The following is a 22,522-nucleotide window of genomic DNA, read 5'->3' as shown; positions in this document are numbered from 1 at the left end:
CTCCAGCGGGAGATGGCCCCCGGCATGCGCTGGGTGGTGCTCTGGTCCTGCGACATCCAGGAGCTCCAGGGGTGCCCGCCCAGGTCTTCCAGGAGGTAGGGCTTGAGCTCGTCGATGAGCTCGGCGCGGCGCTTCATCGGGAAGGATGCCGCCACGCCCACGTGGTGCAGCACGCCGGCCGAGTCGTACAGGCCGAGCAGCAGTGACCCGACGACCGGACCGGATTTGTGCTCGCGGTATCCGGCCACGACGCAGTCGGCCGTGCGCTCGTGCTTGACCTTGAACATCGTGCGCCTGTCGGGCTCGTACGGCTGGTCGGTGCGCTTGACCACGATGCCGTCGAGGCCCGCTCCCTCGAACATCTCGAACCACTCGCCCGCGCGCTCGTCGCTGGCGGTGACGGGCGTGAGCCGGATCCGGTCGCCCGCGCCGGCCAGCGCGTCGACGAGCCGGGCGCGGCGCTCGCCGAACGGGGTCTCCATCAGGTCGTCGTCGCCGCAGGCGAGCAGGTCGAAGGCGACGAACGAGGCCGGGGTCCGCTCGGCGAGGAGCTTCACCCGCGAGGCGGCCGGGTGGATGCGCTGCTGGAGGGCGTCGAAGTCGAGGTTCTGGCCCTGCCGCAGGACGATCTCGCCGTCGACGACGCACCGCTCGGGCAGCTCGCGCCTGACCGCCTCGATGATCTCGGGGAAGTAGCGGTTGAAGGGCCGCTCGTTGCGGCTGCCGAGGTACACCTCGTCGCCGTCGCGGAACACGATGCAGCGGAAGCCGTCCCACTTCGGCTCGTACAGCAGGGTGCCGTCCTGGGCGGGCACCTCCTTGACCGCCTTGGCCAGCATGGGAGCCACCGGCGGGGGCACCGGAAGGTTCATCTCGGGCGGCGGCTCGGGCGGGGCGGCGCCCCTGCGCCGGCCGGCGGGTTGCGGCGCGGCGGAGGGCTCCGGTCCCGGCGTCGGGTCCGGGGCGGGGGACGGCTCCGGCGCGGTGGGCGGGGTCGGGTCGGCCATGGGAGGCTCGGGGCCTTCGGAGGGGTGTGGCCGGTCGGGAAGGTTCAATTCGGCTCCCGGGTGTACTTGCAGAAGAGGAAGCCTTCTTCCTCCAGGACGTGCGAGAGGTTGAGGGGGGTGCTGGAGGCGGGGCCGTTGAGGATGCGCGCCGCGTCGCCGCCGGTCAGGAGGGGGCTGATCGTCAGGCACAGCTCGTCCACCAGGCCGGCCGCCGCGAGCTGCCCGTTGATCCTCGGGCCGCCCTCGCACAGGATCCGGCCGAGGCCGCGCTCGCTCAGCGCCGCCACGGCGAGCGCCATGTCGACCCGATCGTCGCCGGCGACGATCACGTCGGCGTACCTCGCGGCCTCCTCGCGGCGGTCCTTCGGGGCGCGCTCGGTGGTGATCACGATGGTCCTGGCGTACGGCTCCGCCTCGGTGAACAGCGGGCTCGCGAGGTCGAGGTCGAGCCGCCGGGTGATGACGGCGATCGGCGGCGCGAGCGGCCGTCCCTCGCGGAGCTCCCGCCAGGACGGGCGCGGGCGGGCCGGGCCGTACGCCTCGGTGCGCACGGTGGCGGCGCCGGCCAGGACCACGTCGGCGAGGCCGCGCAGGACGCCGAAGACGCGCCGGTCGCCCTTGCCGGAGAGACCCTCCGACACGCCTTTGAGCCAGGTGCCGCCGTCGGCGCCGGCCACCATGTTGAGCCGCAGCCAGTCGCGCCGGGGATAGGCGTAGGCATCGGCGAGATCGACGTCGTCCGCGGGGCTGGGAAGGATCCGTCGCACGTCTCTACCTTGGCACAGTCGGACAGGCGCATCGTGGAGGGGATGGGCGGTGGTTGGAGTAACGCCTCAGCATATATAGCTATTTGCGAGAAATGGGATGCGTAGCGTTACGCCGTTCTGCCCGTCCCCGCCGCCGCGACGGTGAGGCGGCGGGGCGTGGAAGCGCCCCGGTCAGGCCCGGTGACGGTCCATGAAGGTCGTGATCGTGTCGAGGACCTGCGGCCCGTGAGGGGTGTCGAAGAGCCACGACGCGTGGGACGACTCGCCCTCGATGACGACGAACTGCCGGTCGGGCGCCCTGGTGGCCGCGTCGTGGGCGGTCTTCATGCCCTGCGGGACCCTGCCGTCGTTCTCGGCGGTGATCTGGAGCAGCGGCACCGTCAGCCGGGCGGTCTCCGCCGGGTCGGGCGGGCCGGCCAGGTCGACCACCCCCGCGATCGCGACCTCGCCGTCCAGTTCGAGCGCGGCCGTCACGGACATGAGGCCGCCCACCGAGCCGCCGACCAGGAACAGCCGCTTCACGCCGCGCTCCTTGCCGAGCCGCTTGGCCATGGCGGCGATGTTGTCCGAGGGAATGGCCACCAGGTCGCGGGCGTAGAGCAGCACGCGATAGCCCGAGGAGACCAGCCGGTCCGCCAGCGGCCGCCAGGTGCACGCGTTGCCGCCGCGCTCATAGGAGATCACCGCGCCCGTCGATCCCTTGCCCATCACGACGCCCGGCAGGTCCTCCTTCCCGTAGGTGAAGATCTTGCCGTCGGCCTTGGTGTAGCAGCCCGACAGGTTCGGCCCCTTGGACACCGGCCGGGTTGTGGGCGTCGCCGCGGGGGAGGACGCCGGGGCCGGCGGGGACGTGACGGGGGTGGGGGTGGCCGGCGCGGAGGGGGTCACGGCCGCGCGGTCCGAGCTCGCCGTACCGCCCTCGCCGCCGCATGCGCCCAGCACCATGACCAATGCCGCCAACCCGGCGATCGCTCTCATGAACACCTCGCTCTATGTCAGAACTGACATAGAGCGGGACACTACCCTTGGAAGGCGATGACCTCAACACTGGGTTTCGCGATCCTGGCCGTGCTGGCCAAGGGTGCGCGGACCGGCTACGACCTCACGGCCGCCATGAGCCGTCCCCTCGGCTACTTCTGGACGGCCAGGCACAGCCAGATCCATACCGACCTGCAGAAGCTGCTGGCCGACGGCCTCGTGCGGTTCGAGGCCGAGCACGGGCCGGGCCCGCAGGGCAAGAAGGTCTACCATCTGACCCCCGAGGGCCGGGTGGCCCTGCGGGAATGGGTCACCGAGCCGGCGCGCGCCCGGCCAGAGCGCGACGAGCTGGTCCTGAAGACCTACGCGTCATGGCTCGCCGATCCCGCCGAGGTCGCGGAGCTCTTCCGCGACCAGCTCGCCCTGCACGAGGAGCGCATCGCGGAGTACGAGCGGCAGCAGGCGGGCTTCCAGACGGTTCCGGCGACGGGGGAGCCGGCGTTCGGCAGCTACGCGACGCTGTGGTGCGGGCTGAGCTACGAGCGGCACCGCGCCGCCTGGTGCAGGTGGATGATCGAGCAGCTCGGCGCCGGCGCCTGACGGCGTCCGGTCAGGGCCGGCGGGGTCAGGGGCGGGCGGTGGAGCGCAGGATCTGCATGGATCTGCTGGTGGCCGCGATGAGCGCGCCCGGCCGGCGTACCTCGGCCGGGGAGCGCCGCTGGCCGGGGTGCTCGTCGGCGGTGTCGAGCACGGCCTGCCAGCCGGGGCCGAACTCCGGGCCGGGGAGCGCGAACGTGACGTTCTCGTGGTGGGCGTTCACCAGCAGCAGGAACGAGTCGTCGGTGATCCGTTCGCCCCGGGGGCCCGGCTCGCTGATCGCCTCGCCGTTGAGGAACACCGCCATCGCCTTGCCGAAGCCGCTGTGCCAGTCGCCGGAGGTCATCTCCTTGCCCGACGGCGTCAGCCACACGATGTCGCGGACGTCGCCCTCCGGCACCCGGCCGAGAAAGAAGCGGCGGCGCCGGAAGACCGGGTGCTCCCTGCGGAACCTGGCGAGCGTGCGGACGAAGTCGAGCAGCTCTGACTCGGGTCTCAGCAGCGACCAGTCGACCCAGGAGACCTCGTTGTCCTGGCAGTAGGCGTTGTTGTTGCCCCGCTGGGTGCGGCCGATCTCGTCGCCGTGCAGCAGCATCGGCACGCCCTGCGACACGAACAGGGTCGTCAGGAAGTTGCGGCGCTGTCGCCGGCGCAGCCCGACGATCGCCGGATCCTCGACCGGCCCCTCGGCCCCGCAGTTCCAGGAGCGGTTGTCGTCGGTGCCGTCGCGGTTGTTCTCGGCGTTGGCCTCGTTGTGCTTGTGGTCGTAGGAGACCAGGTCGGCCAGCGTGAAACCGTCATGGCAGGTGACGAAGTTGATGGAGGCGACCGGACGGCGCCCGCTGGTCGCGTACAGGTCGGAGGAGCCGGCGAGGCGCGAGGCGAACTCGGGGAGGCCGGACGGGCTGCCCCGCCAGAAGTCGCGCACGCTGTCGCGGTACTTGCCGTTCCACTCGGTCCACAACGGCGGGAAGTTGCCCACCTGGTACCCGCCGGGGCCGACGTCCCAGGGCTCGGCGATCAGCTTGACCTGGGAGATCACCGGATCCTGCTGGATGAGGTCGAAGAAGGCCGACAGGCGGTCGACGTCGTGCAGCTCGCGGGCCAGCGCGGCGGCCAGGTCGAACCGGAAGCCGTCGACGTGCATCTCCATGACCCAGTAGCGCAGCGAGTCCATGATCAGCTGGAGCGCGTGGGGGGAGCGGACGTTCAGGGAGTTGCCGCAGCCGGTGTAGTCGAGCAGCAGGCGCTTGTCGGTGTCCAGCAGCCGGTAGTAGGAGGCGTTGTCGATGCCGCGGTAGGCCAGCGTCGGGCCCATGTGGTCGCCCTCGGCGGTGTGGTTGTAGACGACGTCGAGGATGACCTCGATGCCCGCCTGGTGCAGGGCCTTCACCATCGCCTTGAACTCGAGCACCTGCTGGCCGCGCTGACCGGAGCTGGAGTAGGTGTTGTGCGGGGCCAGGAAGGAGATCGTGTTGTAGCCCCAGTAGTTGGTGAGGCCGCGCGCCACCATCGCGTGCTCGGGCACGAACTGGTGCACCGGCATCAGCTCCACGGCCGTCACGCCGAGCCCCACCAGGTGCTCGATCACGGCGGGATGGGCCAGGCCGGCGTAGGTGCCGCGCTGCTCCTCGGGCACCTCCGGGTGGCGCATCGTCAGCCCGCGCACGTGCGCCTCGTAGATCACGGTCTCGTGGTACGGCGTGCGGGGCGGGCGGTCGTCGCCCCAGTCGAAGAACGGGTTGATCACCACGTTCTTCGGCATGTACGGCGCGCTGTCGTCGCTGTTGCGCTTGGAGGGGTCGGTGAACTGGTAGGCGAACAGCGACTGGTCCCAGCGCACCTCGCCCTCGATGGCCTTGGCGTAGGGGTCGAGCAGCAGCTTGCCGGGGTCGCAGTGGTGCCCGGCGGCGGGGTCGTAGGGCCCGTGGACGCGGTAGCCGTACCGCTGGCCGGGCATGACGCCGGGCAGGTAACCGTGCCAGACGAATCCGTCGACCTCGGGGAGGTCGATGCGGGTCTCCTCGCCGGCGTCGTCGAAGAGGCAGAGCTCGACCCGGTCGGCGACTTCGGAGAAGAGCGAGAAACTCGTACCCACGCCATCCCAGGTGGCGCCCAGAGGGTACGGCTCTCCAGGCCAGACCTCACGCATGTAGCCTCATTGTGGTCGTGGAACGGGTCGCGGTGCAGCTCGATCGCGCGGCTTGTTGCTCTGTCGTGATCCGGGCGCCCGGTCGGCTCCTTTCCGGGGAGGGCTCCGTTGCCGCATACCTGGATGCTTGCGTTCCGGCTCTACTGTCGATATTAGGGCCGTTGGTCTGATTTACCAGATCTTTCCGGCCAGGCGGGGTCGCTCGGCGCCGGGAGCGGTGGCCGCGTCGTCGAGCGTGGCATCAAGGTACTCCAAAACGGTCAAACGTGCATATATAGCCCTAAAAGTTCGTAAAACCCTCTATGCGTCAGTAGTCCGGGCATGGCACGGCCCCCGCGCGACGTCGCACGCGGGGGCCGTACGGGACTTCTCAGCCGATCAGCTCGGCGTTCAGCGTGATCGTGGTGCCCGCCAGGGCCTTGCTCACCGGGCAGCCGGCCTTGGCCGTCTCGGCCGCGGCCTGGAAGTCCTCCGCGGACAGACCCGGCACCTGCGCCCGAACCGACAGCACGATGCCGGTGATGCCCTCACCTGGCTGGAACGTCACGTCGGCCTTGGTCTCCACCTGCTGCGGCGGCGTGCCGGCCTGGGCGAGCCCGTGCGACAGCGCCATCGAGTAGCAGGAGGAGTGCGCCGCCGCGATGAGCTCCTCGGGGCTGGTCTTGCCGTTCGCCTGCTCGGCGCGCGAGGGCCAGGAGACCTCGAACGTCCCCACGCCCGAGGTGTCGAGCGAAACGGTACCCGAGCCGTCGAGCAGCGCGCCCTTCCACTGGGTCGTCGCGGTACGTGTCGTCGCCATAGCGATTCATCCCTTCGATGCTGAGGTCATTCCATGCCGAACCTACACGCGCGCCTGATGCGCGCGGTGCTCGGCACGGACGAGATCCTCCACCTCGGCGCGCATCGCGAGGAACTCCGGTGACCGCTTCTCGGTGAGCGCCCGCTCGGCGGGCAGGTCGACGGCCAGGTCACGGGCGATCCTGCCCGGATCGCACGACAGGACGAGCACCCGCCGGCCGAGGAAGACGGCCTCCTCGACGTCGTGGGTGACCATGATCACAGTCGTGGGCACGTCCTGCCACACCTGCCGGATGAACAGCTGCATGTCCTCCTTCGTCTGCACGTCCAGCGCGCCGAACGGCTCGTCGAGCAGCAGCACGCGCGGCGAGCACGCGAGGGCCCGGGCGATGGCGACGCGCTGCTGCTGGCCGCCCGACAGCCGCCCCGGCAGCGCGCCGGCGAGATGGGCCAGGCCCACCTCCTCCAGCAGCCGTCCGACCCGCTCCTGGCGCCGGGCGCGCGGCAGGCGCAGCGCCTCCAGCCCGAAGGCGACGTTGCGCGCCACGCTGCGCCAGGGGTAGAGAGACGCGGTCTGGAACACCAGCCCGCGCTCGGGCCCCGGCCCGGTGACCTCCTCGCCGTCCAGCAGGATCCGGCCGGTGGTGGGCGGGATCAGGCCGGCGATCAGCGACAGCAGAGTCGACTTGCCCGACCCGCTAGCCCCGACCACGCAGACGAACTCGCCGGACGCGATCGTGACGTCCAGGTCGGCCAGCACCGGCCGCCCGGCCGCGAACTCCTTGCCGAGGTTCTCCAGGCGCAGCGTCATCCGGCCCACCTTCCGATCCGCGTGCGCAGCAGGCGGAGCAGGACGTCGATGGCCAGCCCGATCAGGCCGATCAGCACGAGAATCGCGAAGATCCGGTCGGTCTGCAGGAACCGCTGGGCCCGGGTGATCCGGTAGCCGAGCCCCGAGGTGGCCGCGATCAGCTCGGCCACGACCACGAAGTTCCAGGCCGCCGCCGCGTTGACCCGCATCGCGTCGATCATGCCGGGCAGCGCGTACGGGAAGACCACGCGGGAGGCGACCCTCAGGCGCCCCGCGCCGAGCGTCGCGGAGACCTCCAGCAGCCGCCGGGGCACCTGGCGCACGACGTCGGCCGTCATCAGTGTGTTGAAGAAGACGACCCCGAGGACCAGCAGCGCCACCTTGGACGCCTCCCCGATGCCGAGCCAGATGATGAGCAGCGGGATGAAGGCGGAGGCCGGCAGGTAGCGAAGCAGGCCGATCATCGGTTCGAGCAGCGCCTGCGCCCAGGGCAGCGCCCCCATCGTGAACCCGAGCGGCACGGAGATCAGCACCGCGAGCGCGAAGCCGAGCCCGATGCGGCCGAGGCTCGCGGCCAGGTCCGACCACAGGTCCCCGCTCGCCGCCATCGCGTTCCCCGCCGCCCAGACGGCGGCCGGGGAGGGCAGGAAGGTCGGGTTCACCAGCCCGCTCGCGCTGAGCGCCTGCCACGCGGCGAGCGGCACGAGCACCGACAGCGCGCGCAGCACCCAGGCCACGCGGGCGGACACGCCGCTGTTCAGCAGCCGGATCCGCCGTCCCGGGCGCACCCCGCTCCAGGGACGGCCGCCCGCGCTCACGTCTGCGCTCACGTGCGCGCCCCTGTCTGCGTTCACGTGCGCGCCCGCGTCCACGTCCGCGTGCGCGCCCGGGTCGGCGGCCTGCCGGGTGGGGGCTCCGGCCCGCGCCGGGACGCCGGTCACGGCTGGACCCCCTGGACGAACTTGGGTTCGAGCAGGCCGTCCAGCGGGGGAGCGGTGTCGACCAGCTTGCTGGAGACCAGGAAGTCGGAGATCTGCCTCGCCCGGGCGGGCAGGTCGCTCGCGAACGCCGCCCGGTTCTGCTCCAGCGTGAAGATCGTGGTGCCCTTCTCGTAGGTCTCGTAGTCGGCGACGCTCACCCCGGCCCGTTCGGCCATGATCTTCACCGCCTCCGCCCGGTTGGCCGCGATCCAGGTGAGGGTGTCGAACCAGGTCTTCACCAGTGCCTGCACGGCCTTGGCGTCCTTGCCCAGCAGGTCCTTGGTCACCACCAGGTGGTCGGGGATGGCGCCGGGGAAGTCGGCCGAGCTGGCGATCGTCGTGCTGCCGGGCCGTTTGAGCGCGGTGGTGGTGAACGGGGCGAAGACGCCGACGGCGTCCACCTGGCCCGCGACGAAGGCGGCGGCCGCCGCGTCGGTCGCCAGCGGCTGGAACTTCACGTCCGCCTCGCTGAGACCCGCCTTCCGCAGCGCGAGCAGCAGCAGGTAGTGGTCCACGGTGCCCTGCTCGGCCGCCACCGTCCTGCCCTTGAGGTCGGCGAGGCTCTTCACCCCGTCCCTGGCGATGATCTGGTCGTTGCCGTTGGAGTTGTCGTTGACCAGGACGACGGCCTCCTTGGCGCCGCCGGCCACCGAGGCGAGGGTGTCGTTCAGCGTCTGGCTGTTGGCGTCGATGTTCCCGGTGGCCAGGGCATTGAGGCTGTCGGTGTAGCTGTCGAAGTACGAAAGCTCCACCTTGACGCCGTTCTTGGCGAAGAGCCCCTTCTCCTCGGCGACCTGCCAGGGGAACCAGCCGGGCCACGCGCTGAAGCCGAGCTTGACGGTCGATGCCCCCGAGGCGGCCGGGGGAGTGGCGTCCTGCTCGGCCGCGCAGGCGGTGCCGAGGACGAGCAGGACGGCGGCGGGCAGGATGAGGCGTCGGAGCATCACTCGGCTCCCCTCTCAGACTGGTCTGGCTTCGCGTGCGCGCCGGCACGCTTCGGGAGATGGCCGGCGCGCACCAGGCACCCGAGGGTGTCGCAGATGACGCGGGTCGCGATGAGCGCGGTGATCTCGGCGTTGTCGTAGGGCGGCGCGCACTCGACGACCTCGATCCCGGCGAGCGGCCGGGCGTCCGCGATGAGCTGGATGAACTTCAGGACCTCGCGGGGGAGGAAGCCGCCGGGCTCCGGCCAGCCCGTGCCGGGGACGAATGCCGCGTCGAGGCAGTCGACGTCGAACGACAGCCAGACCGCCTCGGCGCCGTCCCAGGCGACCTCGAGCGCGCGTTCGGCGGCGGCCTCGATGCCCATCTCGACGCAGTCGGTGACCGTCATGATGGTGGTGCCGCGCTCCCTGCCGACCTTCACGCCCGGCCGGGGCGCCTGCCACCCGCCGATGCCGATCTGCACGAGGTTCTTCGCGGGCACGTTGGGGATGTCGGTCGCGTGGAACCACGGCGTGGTGTGCATCCGCTCGTCGAGGTCGGTCTCCTGGGTGTCGACGTGCCGATCGAAGTGAATGATGCCGACATTTCCGGAAACGTGCTCGGCGATGCCGCGGACCGTCGGGTAGCCGATCGAGTGATCGCCGCCCAGCACCACCGGGAACGCCCCGCTGGCGTAGACGTGCGACACCGCCTTGCTGATCTGGTCGAAGGTCTTCTCGATGTTGGCCGGGATCGTGAAGACGTCCCCGAGGTCGGCGATCGTGATCGACTCGCGCAGGTCCACGCCCAGCTCGAAGCTGTACGGCCCGTACAGCGCCGAGATCTTGCGGATGCCCTGCGGGCCGAACCGCGTGCCCGAACGGTAGGTCGTGCCGCCGTCGAACGGCGCGCCCAGCACCGCGACGTCGAACTCCCCGCAGCGCCGCACGTCCTCGACGTACGGCGCCTTGAGGAAGGTGTTGATGCCGGCGAAGTGCGGGAGCTCCCCCCGGGAGAAGGTCGGGATCGTCCGGTCGACGATCGAGTCCGCGCCGGGCAGGCCGAGTTCCAGGCCGCGCTCGATCTCGCGCCGGTGCATGGTGAGGGGAAGCTCTGCCTCGCGCTCGACGGCGTAGCGGGCTTCGGGTCCGTAGTGGTCGTGGAGGTGACCCACGGCACTCCCTTTCGAGAACGCCTCACACGGGAGGCAGCCGATATGACTGTCTCCCGGGTTTTTGTCCCGCCGTGGAACGGCCGAGGCCGCCTGCACCTCTCGGACCAGCCCCTCGCGAGCGGCGAGGGCGGAACCCTAGGTGCGCCTCACCCGAGCCGGTGAGTCCCTCTCATGACAGCCTCGGCCTGTTTCCTCCGTGTTTCCCGTCCGTAGCGGGTCGGTGACGTACTACGCACTCCGTGAGGCGGGCCGGGCCCGCTCGATGACGGCGTCCAGGTCGAGGCCGCGCGGCAGCGTGCCGAAGGCCCGTCCCCAGTCGCCCGACAGGCGCGAGGCGCAGAAGGCGTCGGCCACGGCGGCGGGCGCGTACCGGACGAGCAGCGACCCCTGGAGCACGAGCGTCATCTCCTCGGCCAGCCGCCGAGCCTCCGGCTCCCCGGCCGAGGTCAGCGTCTTGCGCAACCGCTCCACGGCGTCGTCCAGCGCGCGGTCGGCGCCCTGGGCGAGCCCCACCTCGGCCAGGAACGCGTCCGCGGCCTCCGGCTCGCGCTGGAGCGCCCGAATCAGGTCCAGGGCGGCGACGTTGCCCGACCCCTCCCAGATGCCGTTGAGCGGCGACTCCCGGAACAGCCGCGGCATCTGCGACTCCTCGACGTACCCGTTGCCGCCGAGGCACTCCAGCGCCTCGGCCGCGTGCACCGGCGCCCGCTTGCACACCCAGTACTTCGCCGCGGCCAGCGCCGTGCGGCGCAGCGCGCTTTCGCCGGCCTCGCCGCGGATCGCCTTGTCGGTGGCCCCCGCGAGACGCGTCATGACGGCGGTCGCGGCCTCGGACTCAAGGGCCAGGTCGGCCAGCACGCCGCGCATCAGCGGCTGCTCGGCGAGCGCCTTGCCGAACGCCCGGCGGTGCGTCGCGTGGTGGATCGCATGCGCCACGCCGTACCGCATGCCGGAGGCCGAGCCGATGACGCAGTCGAGCCGGGTCATGTTGACCATCTCGATGATGGTCCGCACCCCCCGGCCCTCCTCGCCGACGAGGTAGGCCACCGCCCCCTCGTACTCGACCTCGGCCGAGGCGTTGGACTTGTTGCCGAGCTTGTCCTTCAGCCGCATGAGCCGCATCGCGTTGCGCGAGCCGTCCGGCAGGACCCGGGGGAGCAGGAAGCACGAGAGCCCGCCGGGGGCCTGCGCCAGCACGAGGAAGGCGTCGCACATGGGCGCCGAGTTGAACCACTTGTGCCCGGTGATCGCGTAGGTGCCGTCGCCCAGCGGCTCGGCGCGGGTGGTGTTCGCGCGCACGTCCGAGCCGCCCTGCTTCTCGGTCATCGCCATCCCGGCGAGCACCCCGCGCTTGGCGGCGGCCGGGCGCAGGCCGAAGTCGTAGCTGCGGGACTCCAACAGCGGCTCCCACTCGGTCGCGAGGGCCCGGGTGTGGCGCAGCGCCGCCACGCTGGCGTAGGTCATCGAGATGGGACAGCCGTGACCGGCCTCCACCTGGGACCACACGTAGAACTTGGCCGCACGCGCCACGTGGGCCCCCGGGCGGGGCGAGGCCCAGGGCGTGGCGTGCAGGCCGTGCTCCACGGCGACCGTCATCAGCTCGTGCCAGGCGGGATGGAAATCCACCTCGTCGATCCGGTTGCCGTACCGGTCGTGGGTGCGCAGGACCGGGGGGTTCTCGTTGGCCAGCCGGCCCCACTCCTGGGCCTTCGCCGACCCGGCGAGCGTCCCGAGGGCGCGCAGCTCCCCGAGCGCCCAGTCGGCGTCCTCGCGGTTCACGCCTTCCACAAGGGCGGGATCGGCCGACACGTCATGGCCGGTGAGCGGGGGGACCTGGTTGGTGACCTCGTGCGTCAAGGGAGCCTCCGGGCGGTGTCGGTGCGCACCTGTGCGATGCCGAATCGTGCTTTCCATGCGTGCTTCGCCATCCATCTCAACATTTCTCCGGAACAGTGGGATGCTCGGGTCGCTGACCGAGGAGGGTGGGGCCGGTGGAGGCGCCTGGAACGACCGACGACCGGCTGCTGCATCAGCGTGTCGTCGGCGGGGACGAGAGCGCCCTGGGCGAGGTGCACGACCGGCTGTATCCGCTGGTACTGGGCCTGGCCCTGCGGGTCACCCGCGACCGGGTCGTCGCCGAGGACATCGTCCAGGAGGTGTTCGTCACCTTCTGGGAACGCCCGCTCGCCTTCGATCCCGACCGGGGGTCGCTGCGCTCGTGGCTCGCGACCATCGCGCACCGGCGGGCCGTCGACCACGTGCGCACCGAGGAGCGCCACCGCGTCCGGGCGCTCGCCCCCCGGCTGGCCGATCCCGAGCCGAGCCCGATGGAAGACTGGGTGCTCGCCGCCGACGAGGCCGCGCGCGTGCGGCTCGCCGTCAGCAGGCTTCCGAGCGAGGTGCGAGAGGCCATCGAACTCGCGTACTACCGTGGCCGTACCTACCGTCAGACGGCCGAGGATCTCGGGCTGCCTGAGGGAACCGTCAAGTCGCGGATCCGCCTGGGTCTTCGAAGGCTCGCCGACGAGCTCGCCGAGAAGGAGGTGTGACGGTGGACCACCGCACCGGCCCCGCCGACGACACCCCGGACCCCTCGGCCATCCCCACGTTCCCCTCGACGCCCTCCTCCGGCGACGGCGACACCCTGGCCCCCTCGGCTCTCCCCACGACGACCTCCTCCGGCGACGCGGGCCACCCCGACCAGCCCGGCCACCCCGACCACCCTGACCACTCCGGCCACTCCGGCCACTCCGGCAGTCCGGGCGCGTCCCGCGTGTCGGACATATCGGATATGTCGGAGTCGGCGGTGTTCGCTCGCACCACGCCCGACCTGCCCGGCGTGTCCGACCCGGTCGCGCGGCTGAGCCTCGACGCGCTGATCGAGGCCGCCGCCGAGCCGCCACCGGGCGCGCTGGCGCGGCTCTTGACGGTCACGCGCTCCGTTCGCCGTCCCGCCGCCACCACGGGGTTCGCCGCCCCGTACGCGGCGCGCGTCGCCGCCATGGACGCCCTGCTCGCCTCCGCGACGCCCGAGGACTGGCTCCAGGAGATCGTCGAGGGCTGGACGCTGCAGCAGCTCGTCGCCCACCTCGCCGCCACCGACAGCCTGGTCGCCGCCGCGATCGGCGCTCCGGTCGCGGGTCCGGAGCCGGTCGCCGGCGAGGTCCTGGCCCGCACCGCCGACATGCTCGCCTTCGTGGCCGGCCAGCCGCCCGAGCGCACCCGCGCCGACTGGCGCGCCCAGGCCGACGCGATCTGCCGGCACGCGGCCTCGATGGACCCCGCCACGCCGGTCGCCCCCGGAGGGATGAGCTTCGCCGTCTCCGACCACCTGCTCGCCCGGATGCTGGAGACCTGGATCCACGCCGACGACGCGGCCACGGTGATCGGCCACAGCCTTCCCCTTCCGCTGGCAGCCCACATCCACCCGACGGCCGACTTCTGCGCGCGGCTGCTCCCGTGGACGATGCTGCTCTCCGGGACCGACGGCGGGGGCCGCGCGATACGGCTCACGCTGACCGGTCCGGGCGGAGGCGCCTGGCACGTTCCGCTCGACGTCGCGCGGACCGCCGTGCCGGACGACGGCTCGCCCGCCGACGCCGCGATCACCTGCGACGCCGTCGCCTTCTGCTTCCTGCTCGGCGGCCGCGGCGCCCCCGCGACCTTCCCGGCGGAGGTGGAAGGGGACGCCGGTCTGGCCCGTGACGTGCTCCACTCCGCCCCCGCGCTGTCGGGTCCGTAAGTGTTTTCCTCCTTTCGGAGGATCGGAGCGGCCCCGGCGCCGCGCTAGATTCATGGCATGAACGATCCGGGTGGTATGCGCGCCTCGGACGCCGAGCGCGAGGCCGTGGTGGAGCAGCTCAGGGAGGCGTCGGTCGAGGGCCGCCTGACCCTGTCGGAGCTGACCGAGCGCACGGAGGCCGCCTACTTGGCCGCCACCCACGCCGAGCTGGCCCAGATCACCGCCGACCTGCCCGGCGCCGGACCCTCCCACGACGTCGCGCCACGGCCGTTCGCCGCGAGCGGGCCAGCCCCTGCCGTCACGCGCACCGGCAAGGCCCGGCGCTGGTACGTCGCGGTGATGGGCGACACCAAGCGGCGCGGCAAGTGGCGGGTCGACCAGGAGATCGGCGCGGTCGCGGTGATGGGTGACGTGACGATCGACCTGCGGGAGGCGGAGGTCCGCTCGAACGAGGTCGACATCGTCGCCACCGCCGTGATGGGCGACGTCAAGATCATCGTTCCCGACGGCGTGGACGTCGACCTGAGCGGTATGGCGATCATGGGGGACAAGCGGGTCGACGTCCTCGAGGCGCCGCCCGGGCAGAACGTCCCGGTGGTCAGGGTCCGCGCGTACGTCGTCATGGGGGACGTCAAGGTCATCGGCGACTCCCGGGCCAAGCCCATCAAGCGCGAGCGGTTCGCCTGGAGCCAGTGGCTGGGCGAGAGGCGGGCCGAGATGCAGGAGGCGCACCGCGAGCACCTGCGCGCCATCCGGGACGAGCGGCACGAGCTGCACCGCAGCCTGCACGACGCGCACCGCGACCAGCGCGACGCGTTGCGGGAGCAGCGGAACCAGCTGCGCCAGGCCCGAAGGGACGTGAGGCGCGGCGGGCCGACGCCCCCGCCTCCCCCCGCGCCCCCGTACCCGTAGGCGCGCCCCCCGTACCCGTAGGCCCGCTCCCGTACCCGCCGCCGTAGCCCCGCCGCGGCAGGCGCTGCCAGGTGCGCCGCCGGGAGGCGGCGATCTGCTGGAGCGCGGCGTCCAGCAGGGGATCGCCGGCCACCGCCGGCGTCTTCGCGACCGGGCCGCCGGTCGCGTCGGCGAGGTCGCCTCGCAGCAGCAACTCGGCCAGAATGCCGGCGCGCAGCACGTAGCCGAGCTGCCAGCGCGCGGTCGGCCGCTGCCGCTCGATGTCGTAGGCCAGCAGGTAGAGCCGCTGGGGCAGGGATTCGGGCAGGTTCACCGGTCACTCCTCTCCGTCGTCGTTCACAGGCCGCCCTTCCTCGGGCCGGCCGGACGCCTCGACGTCCTCCGCGGTGCGGCTCTCGCGGGCGTCCTTCGGGGGACGGCCACGCCGGGGCATGCCGCCGACGTCGCCGGGGAGCCGGCCCGCCTCCGCCAGCGCCCGGCGGAGGAGGAACTCGATCTGGGCGTTCGTGCTGCGGAGCTGATCGCCCGCCCACCGCGCGATCGCGTCATGGACGGCTGGGTCCAGCCGCAGCAAAATCTTCTTGCGTTCGCTCACTGGTACAGGGAGCCGGTGTTCACGACCGGCTGCACGTCCTTGTCCCCGCAGAGCACGACCAGCAGGTTGCTGACCATGGTCGCCTTGCGCTCGTCGTCGAGGTCGACGACGTCGGCGGCGTCCAGCCGGTGCAGGGCGGCCTCGACCATGCCGACCGCGCCCTCGACGATCTGCTTGCGGGCGGCGACGATCGCGCCGGCCTGCTGGCGCCGGAGCATGGCCTGGGCGATCTCGGGTGCGTAGGAGAGGCGGGTGATGCGCGACTCGATGACCCGCACCCCGGCCGAGGAGACCCGCGCGGCGATCTCGGCCGACAGCTTGCCGGTGATCTCGTCGGCGTTGTCGCGCAGCGACAGCTGGTCGTCGTCGTGGGAGTCGTAGGGGTAGTTGCCCGCGATGTGCCGGACCGCCGTCTCGGTCTGGATGGCGACGAACTCCACGAAGTCGTCCACCTCGAACACGGCCTTCGCCGTGTCCTCGACTTGCCACACCACGACCGCCGCCATCTCGATCGGGTTGCCGTCGACGTCGTTGACCTTGGCGACGTCGGTCTCGTGGTTGCGGATCCTGGTCGAGATCCGCCGGCGCTGGGTGAAGGGGATCACCCACCGCAGGCCGTCGGCGCGGACCGTGCCGAGGTAGCGGCCGAGGAGCTGCACGACCCTGGCCTCGCCGGGCGCGATCGCCATCAGGCTGGTGAGCGGCAGGAGCCCGATGACCGCGACCAGCACTCCCACGCCCGCCAGGCCGGGGAAGTCCTGCGGGTCGCCCTGGAAGATAAGGACGGCGCCCGCCGCGATCACCAGCAGGCACAGCCCCAGCACGGGCCAGCCCGACACGTCCCGCGGCCGCCGCTCGCTCACCTTCGCCGCCGGCATCTCCACCGCGACGTCTTCGATCTTCTCCATCTGTGCCACCGTTCCTCCGGGGGGTCGTCCTATGGCAAAACCATAGCAAAGTGATATCACTTTGCAAGCCCCCTCTAGTGCCGGCCCGGCTGGGGACGTGCCGGACATCCTGGCGTGGCCGATCTCGCCGAGGCCGAGCGGAGCACGCCGCGCCTTTAGGCTTGACTAAAGGTTTAGGTAGAGCTAATGTTGAGCCAGCGGAGACGACCGGACGAGAGCGAGCTGGCAATGGCCCTACGACGTCAGGCGGACCGGTCCGCCCTCGAGGAGCGCCTGTCGGCGGAGCCCGGCGGGCTCGCCCAGGAGATCACCGACGAGATCACGTGGTACATGCGTCAGCACAAGATCTCCCGTGCCGACCTCGCCGCCCTCATGGGCGTGTCCCCAGGGAGGGTGAGCCAGATCCTGTCCGGGGACGAGAATCTCACGTTGCGCACGGTCAGCGCGGTCCTGGACGCGCTCGGCACCCGGTTCGAGTTCAGCCTGAACGGGTTCGAGGCATCCGCTGACATCCACGGTGGATGATGGCGCGTGCCGCCGTTCACGGATGCGACCGTGCCTTCGTCAACTCGAGCACGACCGGGTCGTAGCGCGCGAGTGACCGCAGCCCGCACCGATACGCCGATTCGAGCAGGCGGATCAGCTCGCGCTCCGCATCATGGACGAGCACTCCCTGCAGCCGGGCGAAGTCGTTGAGATAGCGCTGGTAGCGGACCGTTCTGGTGACCGAAGAGCCGCCGAGTGCGGCTACCACCTTCGACTTGCTCGCGCCGTCCTCGATGAGCGCTGCGACGTCCAGCCGCCGTTCTATCGCCTGCAACCGGGCCTGGACACGTTCCCTGCGCCGCTCCTCCACCGACAGCCGCTGGCGAATGCGTTCGTGGTAGTGCTCTGAGGCCATGCTCAGCTGGTGCACGCTCCAGGTCTCGTCCACCCGACGCTCGCACCAGATCGCGCGATCTTCCGCCATCGTCTGGTGGAGCCGCTCCAGGAGTGAGGCGAGCCAGAATGTGAGCACTTCTTGTGCGAGCGACCGGCGCCCGTCCTGGCGCTGGCGCATATATCCCAGCCAGAGTCCACTCGGCGCGACGATGCCGACGAGCGCGTGAAGCTTGTCGCTCAGCCCTGTCATCACCAGGGCCACAGCGGTCGTGGCCAGTGCTGTGAGGACGATCACCACCACGGCCAGCCATCGACTGCTCGGCCCGAACGGCCGGCCAAGGCGCTGACACCGCAGGACGAGGAATACGGTCGCTGAGGCGATGGCCAGTAAGAATGTCAGGCCGTAACCCGCGGCCCCGTCCACCATGGCAGCCGCCTCTCATAGACACATAGCGACCATGGTCCCATGCGAATGGCGGATCAACCAGCGCGTTTCTCCCACATGGCACCAACTCGGCGGCGACCAGCCCGGCCCGGTCGACGTCGCGACATCTTCGATGTCGCAGCATCTTCGATGTCGCAGATCTCACCAGGCCGCCAGTAGGAGATAGCCAGCCACTGCGGACCCGGCCAACGCTCCGCCGTAGCAGAACAGGTTGATCGCCCTATCGAGGTGCTTGAGCTGTAGCCCGTCAGATAGGGCGTAGCGGAAGCGGTGAGCCCAGTGGAAGAGCGCCAGCACGCAGAGGCCAAGAAGAACGACACGCGTGACCGGGTGGCCCAGCACGGCGGACAGATGTGCATGGCCGGGCGGCGACACCCAGCCCAGCGGGAACGCGACGCCGAAAAGGAACAGCATGGCCGGGATCAGCAGCGCCGACAGCACGCCGCCGGCGCTGAACAGCAGCCACAGGAACGGTTCCATCGGACGCCTGGCCATCGTTCACCCCAGGATCAGAAAAGCCACGAGCGCCGATGCGAGCATCCAAGCCACGAGGTTGCCCACGCCGATCAGGGCGGGCGGCAGGCGCCTGCCGCGCAGCCGCACGACCATCGCGTGCGGCGAGAGCGTGAACAGCCAGGTGACGGCGTGGAGCAGGATGAAGCACAGCGCGACCACGTTCAGCAGGAGCATCCCCGGTGTGGCGCTCCAGTCCTGGAACCTCCGGTAATCCTCCGGCCCCTCAGCGACCGCGTTCACCAGCAGCAACAGGAACACCACGAACCACGCCACGAAAACGCTGCTCAGCTCGCGGAGCACGAACAGCAGATACGAGGGGCGCCGCAGCCACCAGAAGACCGGTACGCGACGCCGGTACCACCGAGGGTGGAACTGCGTGTACTGGGACTTCTCGCTCATCGCATCCCTCGCGGCAGAAGCAAGGTCTTGAGCGACTCCATGGCCGCCGTGAACTTGTAGCGCTGGATGGAACCTGCCGGATCGACGTCCTTCGGGCAGACCGCGCTGCACTCGCCCACGAAAGTGCAGGCCCAAATGCCTTCGGCCTCCGATAGGACATCCATCCGCTCCGAGGCGCCCCGGTCACGCGAGTCGAGGTTGTAGCGCTGGGCGAGAGCGATGGCCGCAGGGCCGAGGAACTCCTGGTCGAGCGCGTAAACGGGGCAGGCGGCGTAACAGAGCATGCAGTTGATGCACATGCTGAACTGCTCGTACTCCGCACGCTCCGCCGGCAGCTGGGGGTACTCTCCCTCGGCCGGTGCTTCCTGCTCCGAGCGGATGAGCCAGGGTTTGACCCGCGGCAGCTTGCGCATGAAGTCGCCGATGTCCACAACGAGATCGCGCACGACGGGGAAGTTGGACAGCGGCTCGACGCGTACCGGTCCCGGCGCATGGTCCGAAAGGAAGGTGGCACAGGTCAGCTTCGGCTCGCCGTCGACGGTCATGCCGCAGCTTCCGCAGACGCCCATCCGGCAGGACCAGCGGTAGGAGAGCGTGCCGTCCAGGTGGTCCTTGATGTGGTTCAGGCCATCGAGGACCGACCACTCCTTGCGCAGCGGTATCTCGTACTCTCGCGCCGCCGGCTCGGTGTCGCTCTCCGGCCGGTAGCGGGTCACCCGCAGGGTGATGCGATCCGCCATGAGCGTTACCTCCCGTAGACCCGCTCCCCTGGGGGCCACCGGGTGATCGTCACCGGCGGATACTCCACCCGCCGTGCCCCATCGGCGTCGCGGTAGATCAGCGAGTTGGCGAGGAACCTGTGGTCGTCGCGGGCGGGGAAGTCGACGCGCTGGTGCGCTCCACGCGACTCCTCGCGCAGCAACGCACAGTGAACGATGCTTTCGGCCACGTCCAGCATGAACGACAGCTCGAGAGCGGCGACCAGCTCGGTGTTGAAGGTCCGGCTGCGGTCCTCGAGGCGGGCGGAGCGGAACCGCTCCTGCAGGACGCCCAGCCTGTCGGCGGCCTTGGCCAGCGCGCTCCCGGACCGGTAGATCCCCGTGCTCTCCTCCATGGTCGCCCGCATCTCCTCGCGGATGGCGGAGATCGGTTCCTTCCCGTCGTCGCGGTGGAGCAGGTCGCGTTCCAGTCGCCGCCGCTCGTCCTCCACCAGCGCCCGTACCGCCGGCCGTGCGGTGGTGCCGGCGCCTTGCGCACCCGAGGCGAACGAGGCGGCGGCTCGCCCGGCACGGGCGCCGAACACGAGCAGTTCGGGCAGCGAGTTGGAACCGAGGCGGTTCGCCCCGTTGACGCTGACGCAGGCGGCCTCGCCGGCGGCGAACAGCCCCGGAAGGGGAGTGGCGCCGTGGATGTCGGTATGGATCCCGCCCATCATGTAGTGCACGACCGGCCGTACCGGGATCAGTTCGCGGACCGGGTCGATGTTCTCGTAACTCCGGCAGAGCTCCCGCACGAAGGGAAGCCTGGCGTCGATGACCTTCTCTCCGAGGTGACGCAGGTCCAGGTGCACGACAGGCCCGTACGGCGTGTCGACGGTCCGGCCCTTCTCGACCTCCTTGACGAACGCCTGCGACAGGCGGTCACGTGGCCCCAGCTCCATGCTGCGCAGCACGGGCTTGGGTGAGGGGGTGCCGAGATCGTAGTCCTGCAGATAGCGGTGGCCATCCTTGTTGATCAACCAGCCGCCCTCGGCCCGAGCCGCCTCGGTGATGAGGATGCCCGTGAAAGGCAGGCCGGTCGGGTGGTACTGAACGAACTCCATGTCCTTGAGCGGAGCACCCGCCCGGTAAGCCAGGCCCATGCCGTCGCCGGTCTTGATGGCGGCGTTGGTCGTGAACGGGTAGACCTGGCCGCACCCGCCCGTGCACAGGATGACCGCCTTGGCGGTGATGGCCTCGATCCGGCCCGACATGAGCTCGATGGCGACGACGCCGGCCACCCGGCCGTCGTCGACGAGCAACTTCGTCACGTACCACTCGTCGTAGCGGGCGATGCGTTCGTATCGGAGGGAAGTCTGGAACAGCGTGTGGAGCAGGTGGAAGCCCGTCTTGTCGGCGGCGAACCACGTGCGCATCTTCTTCATTCCACCGAACGGTCGTACGGCCACGCGTCCGTCGGGCTCGCGGCTCCACGGGCAGCCCCAATGCTCCAGCCGGAGCAACTCCTCGGGCGCCTCCTTGACGAAGGCCTCGACGGCGTCCTGGGCGCACAGCCATTCCCCGCCGGAGACGGTGTCGTAGGCGTGCTCGTCGAGGCTGTCATCGGACCGGATGACCCCCGCGGCCCCACCCTCGGCCGAGACCGTGTGGCTGCGCATCGGATACACCTTGGAGACGATCGCCACGCTCAGCCGCGGATCGTCCTCCGCGACGGCGATCGCGGCGCGCACTCCCGCGCCACCGCCGCCCACGATCAGAACGTCATGCGAAAGCGTCATACCGCGCAACCAACTCCTGGGCGATACCGTCCTCAGCTCTGTGCGCCGGGTCAGGACCCATGGTCCGCACCCACCTCATCCCGGACGATCTTCCCGTCGTGCCGGACGGCCGTCACCTGGATGCTGCCGTCGTGATATTCATGACGGATCCTGCGGCAGCCGCAGGAAAAGTACTCGTCCCTGATGACCAGGCCCTGTTCGTCGTCGTCCAGGTAGTGCTCGCCGTCCACGGTCTTCCCGCACGGAGCCTTCTCACCTGTGAAACGAGTCCTCGTACCAACCATCGTCCGCTCCCCTGCAGACGGCTCAGGCCATGGACAGCCGGGAGTGCCAGGCTCCGCGCGTCACGGTGAACCTGAGCCGCGGTTCCGGCCCACCCCACGAGCGTGTCCGTTTTGTCCTGTATATCCCCAGCGTCTCACCCGCTGGACGCTGGGGAAAGACCTCGCGATCAAGATTCCCAAGACGGGTGGCCACACGCGAGAGGAGAGCGCTGTCAGGCGTCCGCGGAGGCGGGCGCGCCGGCCCGGAACGCCCGTACGGCTTGCTCGTAGCGTTCGAGTAGGACGGTGACCAACTCGGGAGCTGGGCCCAAAGGGTCGGCGACCGCGAGGGCGCCCGCCTCCAGGGTGCTCTTGCCGACTCTGCCGGCGAAGTGGCCGGAGGCGAGCAAGTAGGGCGCGACCACGACGCGGGGCGCGCGGCGCCTACCGCTGACGCCCGCCGCCCCGGGTCCCGTGCCGTGGGGTCCCGTGCCGCCGTCCAGGAGCGCGAGCACTGCATCCTTGGGCGTGGGGGAGGCCGCGGAGGCGTAGGCGGCGGTCACGGACCACCATCCGCGCACGCGTGCCCAGTCGCGGGCCATGCCGGCGATCACCGCGTTGGCCCGCCGGTCGCTGGAACCCGCGGACACCAGCACCACGGCGGTGTCGGGATCGCCGATCTCCACGCCGGCCTCCGCGAGCCGCCGCTCCAGAGCCGTGATCAGCAGGGGATGCGGGCCGAGGGCGGCCCCCTGTTGCACGCGCAGCGGCGTACGGTCCTCGCCGCTCCGCCCATGCCCAGCGGGGAGAGGCGTGCGGCTCGCGCGCTCCTCGCGCAGCGCGGCGGGGATGTCGACGCGGCTGTGGTAGGCCTCGGTGAGCAGCAGGGGCAGCACCACGGCCTCGTCCAGGGGGGCCAGCGCCTCACGGAGCGAGGGGCGGGAATGGTCGAGGTAGGCGGCGTGGACGGCGAGCCCCGGACGGGCCCGGCGCACCTGCTCCAGAAGGGCCTCCACCGTGGCGGAGGCGCGCGGGTCGCGGGACCCGTGCGCCACCGCCACCAGCGGCGGGAGGCGCCCTGGGAGGGAGATCGGGTGCCGGGCTTGGAGAGAGCTCCGAAGCGGGCCTTGGACGGAGTTCAGAACGGGCCTCGTGGGCTGAGTCGGTGGCGGGTC

24 protein-coding genes, 1 pseudogene and 1 riboswitch are annotated in these 22,522 nt (G+C 70.9%); of the genes and pseudogenes, 5 read left to right on the top strand and 20 right to left on the bottom strand.

What is annotated here, in order from left to right:
• The 3 genes from MYF83_RS39100 to MYF83_RS39090 form a co-directional block, all read right to left on the bottom strand.
• On the bottom strand, positions 1 to 1,007 hold a 1,007-nt coding region (locus MYF83_RS39100; RefSeq protein WP_248965861.1), incomplete at its 3' end, for an ATP-dependent DNA ligase.
• 44 nt (positions 1,008 to 1,051) lie between these two features.
• The gene (locus MYF83_RS39095; RefSeq protein ID WP_248965860.1) at positions 1,052 to 1,774 is read right to left on the bottom strand and encodes a pyrimidine reductase family protein; all 723 of its coding nucleotides are present in this window, start codon (positions 1,772 to 1,774) and stop codon (positions 1,052 to 1,054) included.
• A gap of 171 nt (positions 1,775 to 1,945) precedes the next feature.
• A complete protein-coding gene (locus tag MYF83_RS39090) occupies positions 1,946 to 2,752 on the bottom strand; it encodes an alpha/beta hydrolase family protein (RefSeq protein WP_248965859.1) in 807 nt (268 codons plus the stop codon).
• 57 nt (positions 2,753 to 2,809) lie between these two features.
• Between MYF83_RS39090 and MYF83_RS39085 the strand changes: the two genes are divergently transcribed.
• Positions 2,810 to 3,352 carry a PadR family transcriptional regulator gene (locus MYF83_RS39085; protein ID WP_248965858.1) on the top strand — a complete coding sequence of 181 codons (543 nt, stop codon included), beginning with the start codon at positions 2,810 to 2,812 and terminating at the stop codon, positions 3,350 to 3,352.
• Between the two features lie 25 nt (positions 3,353 to 3,377).
• On the opposite strand, the gene glgX is transcribed toward MYF83_RS39085, so the two are convergent.
• The 7 genes from glgX to MYF83_RS39050 all read right to left on the bottom strand — a co-directional run bounded on the left by glgX (position 3,378) and on the right by MYF83_RS39050 (position 12,102).
• Positions 3,378 to 5,501 carry a glycogen debranching protein GlgX gene (gene glgX, locus MYF83_RS39080; protein ID WP_248965857.1) on the bottom strand — a complete coding sequence of 708 codons (2,124 nt, stop codon included), beginning with the start codon at positions 5,499 to 5,501 and terminating at the stop codon, positions 3,378 to 3,380.
• 370 nt (positions 5,502 to 5,871) lie between these two features.
• The gene (locus MYF83_RS39075; RefSeq protein WP_248965856.1) at positions 5,872 to 6,300 is read right to left on the bottom strand and encodes an OsmC family protein; all 429 of its coding nucleotides are present in this window, start codon (positions 6,298 to 6,300) and stop codon (positions 5,872 to 5,874) included.
• A gap of 42 nt (positions 6,301 to 6,342) precedes the next feature.
• Positions 6,343 to 7,110 carry an ABC transporter ATP-binding protein gene (locus tag MYF83_RS39070; RefSeq protein ID WP_248965855.1) on the bottom strand — a complete coding sequence of 256 codons (768 nt, stop codon included), beginning with the start codon at positions 7,108 to 7,110 and terminating at the stop codon, positions 6,343 to 6,345.
• Positions 7,107 to 8,051 carry an ABC transporter permease gene (locus MYF83_RS44065; protein ID WP_248965854.1) on the bottom strand — a complete coding sequence of 315 codons (945 nt, stop codon included), beginning with the start codon at positions 8,049 to 8,051 and terminating at the stop codon, positions 7,107 to 7,109. The genes MYF83_RS39070 and MYF83_RS44065 overlap by 4 nt, the downstream gene beginning before the upstream one ends.
• Positions 8,048 to 9,034: an ABC transporter substrate-binding protein gene (locus MYF83_RS39060; protein ID WP_248965853.1), complete on the bottom strand. Its 987-nt coding sequence runs from the start codon at positions 9,032 to 9,034 to the stop codon at positions 8,048 to 8,050. Before MYF83_RS39060 ends, MYF83_RS44065 begins: the two co-directional genes overlap by 4 nt.
• The gene (locus tag MYF83_RS39055) at positions 9,034 to 10,188 is read right to left on the bottom strand and encodes an agmatinase family protein (protein ID WP_248965852.1); all 1,155 of its coding nucleotides are present in this window, start codon (positions 10,186 to 10,188) and stop codon (positions 9,034 to 9,036) included. The genes MYF83_RS39060 and MYF83_RS39055 overlap by 1 nt, the downstream gene beginning before the upstream one ends.
• A 48-nt stretch (positions 10,189 to 10,236) precedes the next feature.
• Positions 10,237 to 10,338, bottom strand: a riboswitch (guanidine-I (ykkC/yxkD leader).
• A gap of 78 nt (positions 10,339 to 10,416) precedes the next feature.
• Positions 10,417 to 12,102 (bottom strand): isovaleryl-CoA dehydrogenase, encoded by a 1,686-nt coding sequence (locus MYF83_RS39050; protein WP_248965851.1) that lies wholly within the window; start codon positions 12,100 to 12,102, stop codon positions 10,417 to 10,419.
• A gap of 77 nt (positions 12,103 to 12,179) precedes the next feature.
• On the opposite strand from MYF83_RS39050, the gene MYF83_RS39045 reads away from it, so the two are divergent.
• From MYF83_RS39045 to MYF83_RS39035, 3 genes are read left to right on the top strand one after another with little or no spacing between them, the layout of a single operon-like run.
• Positions 12,180 to 12,737: a sigma-70 family RNA polymerase sigma factor gene (locus MYF83_RS39045; RefSeq protein ID WP_248965850.1), complete on the top strand. Its 558-nt coding sequence runs from the start codon at positions 12,180 to 12,182 to the stop codon at positions 12,735 to 12,737.
• 2 nt (positions 12,738 to 12,739) lie between these two features.
• A complete protein-coding gene (locus tag MYF83_RS39040; protein WP_248965849.1) occupies positions 12,740 to 13,930 on the top strand; it encodes a maleylpyruvate isomerase family mycothiol-dependent enzyme in 1,191 nt (396 codons plus the stop codon).
• A 57-nt stretch (positions 13,931 to 13,987) separates the two neighbouring features.
• Entirely contained in the window at positions 13,988 to 14,842 is an 855-nt protein-coding gene (locus MYF83_RS39035; RefSeq protein WP_248965848.1) for a DUF1707 SHOCT-like domain-containing protein, read from the top strand.
• Positions 14,843 to 14,912: 70 nt separating this feature from the next.
• Here MYF83_RS39035 and MYF83_RS39030 read toward each other — a convergent pair.
• The 3 genes and pseudogenes from MYF83_RS39030 to MYF83_RS39020 all read right to left on the bottom strand — a co-directional run.
• Positions 14,913 to 15,155: pseudogene (locus MYF83_RS39030) on the bottom strand (GPP34 family phosphoprotein); the annotation flags it as partial.
• Positions 15,156 to 15,158: 3 nt separating this feature from the next.
• Positions 15,159 to 15,437 (bottom strand): type II toxin-antitoxin system antitoxin, encoded by a 279-nt coding sequence (locus tag MYF83_RS39025; protein WP_248965847.1) that lies wholly within the window; start codon positions 15,435 to 15,437, stop codon positions 15,159 to 15,161.
• Complete coding sequence (locus MYF83_RS39020) at positions 15,434 to 16,345, bottom strand: SPFH domain-containing protein (protein ID WP_372500374.1); 912 nt, start codon at positions 16,343 to 16,345, stop codon at positions 15,434 to 15,436. The genes MYF83_RS39025 and MYF83_RS39020 overlap by 4 nt, the downstream gene beginning before the upstream one ends.
• Positions 16,346 to 16,573: 228 nt before the next feature.
• Here MYF83_RS39020 and MYF83_RS39015 point away from each other — a divergent pair, with 228 nt between their 5' ends.
• Positions 16,574 to 16,870, top strand: a complete 297-nt coding sequence (locus MYF83_RS39015; protein WP_248965846.1) for a helix-turn-helix domain-containing protein — start codon at positions 16,574 to 16,576, stop codon at positions 16,868 to 16,870.
• A gap of 16 nt (positions 16,871 to 16,886) precedes the next feature.
• Here MYF83_RS39015 and MYF83_RS39010 read toward each other — a convergent pair whose 3' ends face one another.
• From MYF83_RS39010 to MYF83_RS38980, 7 genes are all read right to left on the bottom strand, one after another.
• Positions 16,887 to 17,654, bottom strand: coding sequence for a hypothetical protein (locus tag MYF83_RS39010; protein ID WP_248965845.1), 768 nt, complete (start codon positions 17,652 to 17,654; stop codon positions 16,887 to 16,889).
• Positions 17,655 to 17,813: 159 nt separating this feature from the next.
• Positions 17,814 to 18,152: a fumarate reductase subunit D gene (locus tag MYF83_RS39005; protein WP_248965844.1), complete on the bottom strand. Its 339-nt coding sequence runs from the start codon at positions 18,150 to 18,152 to the stop codon at positions 17,814 to 17,816.
• A gap of 18 nt (positions 18,153 to 18,170) precedes the next feature.
• Positions 18,171 to 18,587, bottom strand: a complete 417-nt coding sequence (locus MYF83_RS39000; protein WP_248965843.1) for a fumarate reductase subunit C — start codon at positions 18,585 to 18,587, stop codon at positions 18,171 to 18,173.
• Entirely contained in the window at positions 18,584 to 19,327 is a 744-nt protein-coding gene (locus tag MYF83_RS38995; RefSeq protein WP_248965842.1) for a succinate dehydrogenase/fumarate reductase iron-sulfur subunit, read from the bottom strand. Before MYF83_RS38995 ends, MYF83_RS39000 begins: the two co-directional genes overlap by 4 nt.
• Positions 19,328 to 19,332: 5 nt before the next feature.
• A complete protein-coding gene (gene frdA / locus MYF83_RS38990) occupies positions 19,333 to 21,084 on the bottom strand; it encodes a fumarate reductase (quinol) flavoprotein subunit (RefSeq protein ID WP_248965841.1) in 1,752 nt (583 codons plus the stop codon).
• 50 nt (positions 21,085 to 21,134) lie between these two features.
• Complete coding sequence (locus tag MYF83_RS38985; protein WP_248965840.1) at positions 21,135 to 21,368, bottom strand: hypothetical protein; 234 nt, start codon at positions 21,366 to 21,368, stop codon at positions 21,135 to 21,137.
• Positions 21,369 to 21,580: 212 nt separating this feature from the next.
• Positions 21,581 to 22,408, bottom strand: a complete 828-nt coding sequence (locus MYF83_RS38980; protein ID WP_248965839.1) for a sirohydrochlorin chelatase — start codon at positions 22,406 to 22,408, stop codon at positions 21,581 to 21,583.
• Between the last annotated feature and the right edge of the window lie 114 nt (positions 22,409 to 22,522).

This window comes from Sphaerisporangium perillae, from assembly GCF_023276435.1.
In the GTDB taxonomy this organism is placed as follows: Bacteria; Actinomycetota; Actinomycetes; order Streptosporangiales; family Streptosporangiaceae; genus Sphaerisporangium; species Sphaerisporangium perillae.
The sequence above is the reverse complement of the archived record's forward strand: the minus strand, read 5'-3'. Positions and strand labels throughout refer to the sequence as shown.